We start from the raw sequence: 6,616 nt of genomic DNA, 5'->3' as shown, positions 1-6,616 counted from the left end.
GTCCTGCGCTATCTGCAGGAGGTCGCGTACGATACGCCGCAAGGGCCGCCGACCTCAGGCGGCGCGGCGAGCTCGCTTCTCGATCTGGCATTTCTCCACGACCGTCGGCTGACCGACCATCGGTTCGATGACCGATGACTGCAGGCTGAGCCCCCCTCCCCTGGTCCTTCTCTCACCTGGACCGGAGTACGTTGCCTGTTGGCCGTGCCGACCGGCAATGCCGCCGTTCCGGTCAGCGGCTGCGCTTCAGGCCAGATCATCTCCATGACGAAAGCAAGCCCTCGCCTGGCTCCGGCTGGCGCGTTTTCGGGGACGTAGAGTTCGTTTGGGATGTCGGGCCGCGGCGAGACGCGAACGCCGGCTGGCTGCCGCTTGTGGGGTGTGGCGGTCGAGGGGGGGTGTTTTCCGGAAGGCCGGCGATCGTGCCTAAGAGCGATGCGGATGCCTGCTGATGCAAGCGCGTCGGCAGCGCGGGGCGGGCTTGCGTCCGCCCGGCACCACTTTCGGAGCCGCGGGATCTGCGCGAGCGTTTCGCGGGCGCGCGTATGCTTGGCCGATGCGTTATGGAGGATCGTTGTTGGGAGGCGGGGATTTGGTTGCGGGGATTTGGTTGCGGGGGTTGGATTTGAACCAACGACCTTCAGGTTATGAGCCTGACGAGCTACCAGACTGCTCCACCCCGCGTAAGGTGTTTCCCGGGGATCCGGGCGGGCGGGCCGATGCGGCTCGCTGGGGTTGTGGGCGGCCGAGCCAAAGGGCGCGGCGGCGGTCGTGATTGAGAAGAGTTTCTCGTGAAGATCTGTGCTTGGCAGGCCTGGCGGCGACCGACTCTCCCGCGTCTTGAGACGAAGTACCATTGGCGCTGAAGGGTTTAACGGCCGAGTTCGGAATGGGATCGGGTTCTATGCCCTTCGCAAGGACCACCAGGCCGGCGAAGCACAGATCGTGAACTGGTCTTTCAAAGATTGGGATGACGTCATCCCCGCCTCCGCATGGAGGCCAGGACTAACGGTTATGGGTAATGAGAACGATCAAGCCAATCGAGCGATTAGTACCGGTAAGCTTCGTGCATTACTGCACTTCCACACCCGGCCTATCAACGTGGTGGTCTTCCACGGCTCTCGAGGGAGAACTCGTTTCGAGGTGGGTTTCCCGCTTAGATGCCTTCAGCGGTTATCCCGTCCGCACATAGCTACCCTGCAATGCGGCTGGCGCCACAACAGGTCCACCAGAGGTGCGTCCATCCCGGTCCTCTCGTACTAGGGACAGATCCTCTCAATTCTCCTACACCCACGGCAGATAGGGACCGAACTGTCTCGCGACGTTCTGAACCCAACTCACGTACCACTTTAATCGGCGAACAGCCGAACCCTTGGGACCTGCTCCAGCCCCAGGATGTGATGAGTCGACATCGAGGTGCCAAACGATATCGTCGATATGGACTCTTGGATATCATCAGCCTGTTATCCCCGGCGTACCTTTTATCCGTTGAGCGATGGCCCTTCCACTCGGGACCACCGGATCACTATGACCGACTTTCGTCTCTGCTCGACTTGTCAGTCTCGCAGTCAGGCAGGCTTATGCCATTGCACTCAACGACCGATTTCCGACCGGTCTGAGCCTACCATCGCGCGCCTCCGTTACTCTTTGGGAGGCGACCGCCCCAGTCAAACTACCCACCACACACTGTCTCGGACCCGGATGACGGGCCGCGGTTAGACAATCATAACTTCAAGGGTGGTATTTCAAGGGTGGCTCCACCATGGCTGGCGCCACGGCTTCATAGCCTACCACCTATCCTACACATGAAGTCACAACTGCCAGTGTGAAGTTGTAGTAAAGGTGCACGGGGTCTTTCCGTCTGACCGCAGGAACCCCGCATCTTCACGGGGAATTCAATTTCACTGAGTCGATGCTGGAGACAGCGGGGAAGTCGTTACGCCATTCGTGCAGGTCGGAACTTACCCGACAAGGAATTTCGCTACCTTAGGACCGTTATAGTTACGGCCGCCGTTTACCGGGGCTTCGATTCAAAGCTTGCACCTCTCCTCTTAACCTTCCGGCACCGGGCAGGCGTCAGACCCTATACGTCGCCTTGCGGCTTCGCAGAGCCCTGTGTTTTTGCTAAACAGTCGCCACCCCCTGGTCTGTGCCCCCGGCCCATGGTTGCCCACGAACCGGGCTCCCTTCTCGCGAACTTACGGGAGCAATTTGCCGAGTTCCTTCAGCATCGTTCTCTCAAACGCCTTGGTATTCTCTACCAGTCCACCTGTGTCGGTTTCGGGTACGGTCTATAAGCAGGAGCTATTTCCAGGGACACCTTCGAAGCCCACCCAATCCAATAAGGGCAGACAACACACAGCATCCGTCACTTCCTGCAGGCTGAGGAATATTAACCCCATTCCCATCGACTACGCCTTTCGGCCTCGCCTTAGGGGCCGGCTAACCCTGCGCTGATTAGCATTGCGCAGGAACCCTTGGACTTTCGGCGACAGTGTCTCTCACACTGTTAGCGTTACTCATGTCAGCATTCGCACTTCCGATACCTCCAGGATCCCTCACGGGTATCCCTTCACAGGCCTACGGAACGCTCCGCTACCGCTCGTCAAAGACGAACCCGCAGCTTCGGTGCACGGCTTGAGCCCCGATACATTTTCGGCGCAAAGACCCTTGACTAGACCAGTGAGCTGTTACGCTTTCTTTAAATGATGGCTGCTTCTAAGCCAACATCCTGGTTGTTTTGGGATCCTCACATCCTTTCACACTTAGCCGTGACTTGGGGACCTTAGCTGGCGGTCAGGGTTGTTGCCCTTTCCACGACGGACGTTAGCACCCGCCGTGTGTCTGCCAGATAGTACTCTCGGGTATTCGGAGTTTGGTTAGGTTTGGTAATCCGGTAAAGACCCCTAGCCCATCCAGTGCTCTACCCCCCGAGGTATTCGTCTGACGCACTACCTAAATAGTTTTCGCGGAGAACCAGCTATTTCCGAGTTTGATTGGCCTTTCACCCCTAGCCACAACTCATCCCCGACTTTTTCAACAGGCGTGGGTTCGGCCCTCCAGTTGGTGTTACCCAACCTTCAGCCTGGTCATGGCTAGATCACCCGGTTTCGGGTCTAATCCGTCGAACTGTCGCCCTATTCAGACTCGCTTTCGCTGCGCCTACACCTAACGGCTTAAGCTCGCTCGACAGACTAAGTCGCTGACCCATTATACAAAAGGTACGCTGTCACCCAGGACGAACCTTGGGCTCCAACTGTTTGTAGGCGTCCGGTTTCAGGAACTGTTTCACTCCCCTCGTCGGGGTGCTTTTCACCTTTCCCTCACGGTACTGGTTCACTATCGGTCACGTACGAGTACTTAGGCTTGGAGGGTGGTCCCCCCACGTTCAGACAGGATTTCACGTGTCCCGCCTTACTCAAGGACAAACATGATCCGTACCCGTACGGGGCTGTCACCCGCTACGGCCTGCCTTTCCAGACAGTTCCGGTTCAATCATGCTTGCCACTGGCCTGATCCGCGTTCGCTCGCCACTACTAACGGAGTCTCTGTTGATGTCCTTTCCTCCGGGTACTGAGATGTTTCAGTTCCCCGGGTTCGCTTCTAACCCCTATTTTATTCAGGGCCAGATACCTTCTTGTGAAGCCTGTTATCGAAGGCCAGACACCAGCTCGCGCCAGTCTCCGGCTTTCGACAACAGACCTCGAAGGTGGGTTTCCCCATTCGGATATCCATGGATCAAAGCTTGTTCGCAGCTCCCCACGGCTTTTCGCAGCGTACCACGTCCTTCATAGCCTGTACGTGCCTAGGCATCCACCAGACGCCCTTCTCACACTTGATCATTCTCATTATCGATAACCGCCATCCCGGTGCCGCCAAAGGCAGCACAAGAGAGAGATGAACGGCCATCCCGAACCCAGTCCCCTCGGCAGGGACAGGGTCCATCCAACGCCGGTCTCAAACGACCTGGCGCCGGTCACATGCCATCGCCGCAATCGGCAACGACATGGAAAGACCAGTTTCACGAGAACTGCCCGTCCATGGACCCCCAAGGGAATCCACACCCGAACAACTCTTCTCTTCACGATGTCACAACACAGGCAAACAGTCCGAAGACCGTCTGCAATCCTTGTTTTTCAACGACAAGCAAGGCTCAACCGGATCCATGCGGACCGGGAACCCATCGAATGCATCTCACGCTACCCGTCAGGCACAGCCAGTGGAGCCACCCGTTCGCGCGCAGCACCAAAGGCGCCAGCACAAACAAACAGGATAACGACTGACGGAACCACGAAGTGGTGGAGCCAGTCGGGATCGAACCGACGACCTCATGCTTGCAAAGCACGCGCTCTCCCAGCTGAGCTATGGCCCCAATCTCAAGGCACCCCAACCGCAAGGCCGGAGCCCAGAAGCACCAGGCGAGCTCGAATATGGTGGGCCTAGATAGACTCGAACTATCGACCTCACCCTTATCAGGGGTGCGCTCTAACCACCTGAGCTACAGGCCCGCGCGTCGGACCGACAATCCGCCAGCCCGCGCACGCGCAGACACCAGCAGCCCGTCGGGCACGCATTCGCTTGTCGAAGAAAGAGAAACGGAGACGGCGAAGTCTCGCCATAGTTTGATCGATCAGGCCTGACTGGCCCGATCTTGTTCCAAGAGATCCAAAACAACCGATCCATCGCCACCCTCTTGCGAAGGCAGGAATGGAGGACCGTAAAGGATCTTCCTTAGAAAGGAGGTGATCCAGCCGCAGGTTCCCCTACGGCTACCTTGTTACGACTTCACCCCAGTCGCTGACCCTACCGTGGCCGGCTGCCTCCCTTGCGGGTTAGCGCACCGTCTTCGGGTAAAACCAACTCCCATGGTGTGACGGGCGGTGTGTACAAGGCCCGGGAACGTATTCACCGTGGCGTGCTGATCCACGATTACTAGCGATTCCAACTTCATGCCCTCGAGTTGCAGAGGACAATCCGAACTGAGACAGTTTTTTGGGATTAGCTACTCCTTGCGAAGTCGCTGCCCATTGTCACTGCCATTGTAGCACGTGTGTAGCCCAGCCCGTAAGGGCCATGAGGACTTGACGTCATCCCCACCTTCCTCTCGGCTTATCACCGGCAGTCCCCCTAGAGTGCCCAACTGAATGATGGCAACTAAGGGCGAGGGTTGCGCTCGTTGCGGGACTTAACCCAACATCTCACGACACGAGCTGACGACAGCCATGCAGCACCTGTCACTGCGTCCCCGAAGGGAACCCTGGATCTCTCCAGGTAGCACAGGATGTCAAGAGCTGGTAAGGTTCTGCGCGTTGCTTCGAATTAAACCACATGCTCCACCGCTTGTGCGGGCCCCCGTCAATTCCTTTGAGTTTTAATCTTGCGACCGTACTCCCCAGGCGGGATGCTTAATGCGTTAGCTGCGCCACCGAAGAGCAAGCTCCCCAACGGCTAGCATCCATCGTTTACGGCGTGGACTACCAGGGTATCTAATCCTGTTTGCTCCCCACGCTTTCGCGCCTCAGCGTCAGTATTGGGCCAGTGAGCCGCCTTCGCTTCTGGTGTTCCTCCGAATATCTACGAATTTCACCTCTACACTCGGAATTCCACTCACCTCTCCCAAACTCCAGATATCCAGTATCAAAGGCAGTTCCAAGGTTGAGCCTTGGGATTTCACCCCTGACTTAAATATCCGCCTACGCGCGCTTTACGCCCAGTAATTCCGAACAACGCTAGCCCCCTTCGTATTACCGCGGCTGCTGGCACGAAGTTAGCCGGGGCTTCTTCTGTGGGTACCGTCATTATCTTCCCCACTGAAAGAGCTTTACAACCCTAAGGCCTTCTTCACTCACGCGGCATGGCTGGATCAGGCTTGCGCCCATTGTCCAATATTCCCCACTGCTGCCTCCCGTAGGAGTCTGGGCCGTGTCTCAGTCCCAGTGTGGCTGATCATCCTCTCAGACCAGCTACTGATCGTCGCCTTGGTAGGCCATTACCCCACCAACTAGCTAATCAGACGCGGGCCGATCTATCGGCGATAAATCTTTCCCCAAAAGGGCGTATCCGGTATTAGTCCAAGTTTCCCTGGGTTATTCCGAACCGATAGGTACGTTCCCACGCGTTACTCACCCGTCTGCCACTCCCCTTGCGGGGCGTTCGACTTGCATGTGTTAAGCCTGCCGCCAGCGTTCGTTCTGAGCCAGGATCAAACTCTCAGGTTGAATGAGAATCTAAACCGGCGTCACGTTTCAAACTCAATGACGAGGACACACAACATCCAAACCCATCGCTGGGCCCAAATGTCAGTGTCAAGAAACGTCAACACCGAAGTCTCATCAAAGGCACCACTCTCATGGTACCCGCAAGACCTCGCCGTCTGCGTTTCTCTTTCTTCAATATCCAAATTGTCAAAGAACCGATGACTTTCGCCATCCCCCAACCGAAACCATCACCCCAAACCCAGAGCATCAGCCCTAAATCAAGGCAACAGGCCAGAGCAGTCGGTCAAGCCGACCAAACCCCGGCATCTCAATCGAGAACAACCAGACCTCAGTGCCGCTAACCGCGCCCCGTCGTCCGGTGTGACGCTGATATAGACAGGGCAGCCGAGGGTGTCAAC

3 tRNA genes and 3 rRNA genes are annotated in these 6,616 nt (G+C 57.2%); all 6 read right to left on the bottom strand.

Features of this window, described 5'->3' with window-relative positions:
- Positions 1-607 precede the first annotated feature (607 nt).
- Positions 608-684: transfer RNA gene (locus tag BMY25_RS20160), tRNA-Met, on the bottom strand.
- A 128-nt stretch (positions 685-812) separates the two neighbouring features.
- Positions 813-928 (bottom strand): 5S ribosomal RNA (rrf, locus tag BMY25_RS20155).
- Positions 929-1,027: 99 nt separating this feature from the next.
- Positions 1,028-3,841 (bottom strand): 23S ribosomal RNA (locus tag BMY25_RS20150).
- A gap of 455 nt (positions 3,842-4,296) precedes the next feature.
- Positions 4,297-4,372, bottom strand: a tRNA-Ala gene (locus BMY25_RS20145).
- Positions 4,373-4,431: 59 nt separating this feature from the next.
- A tRNA-Ile gene (locus tag BMY25_RS20140) sits at positions 4,432-4,508 on the bottom strand.
- Positions 4,509-4,735: 227 nt separating this feature from the next.
- Positions 4,736-6,218 (bottom strand): 16S ribosomal RNA (locus tag BMY25_RS20135).
- Together the 16S, 23S and 5S rRNA genes with 3 tRNA genes alongside form the textbook arrangement of a ribosomal RNA operon.
- Positions 6,219-6,616 lie beyond the last annotated feature (398 nt).

This window comes from Faunimonas pinastri (genome assembly GCF_900110915.1).
Lineage (GTDB): Bacteria > Pseudomonadota > Alphaproteobacteria > Rhizobiales > Afifellaceae > Faunimonas > Faunimonas pinastri.
The sequence above is the reverse complement of the archived record's forward strand: the minus strand, read 5'-3'. Positions and strand labels throughout refer to the sequence as shown.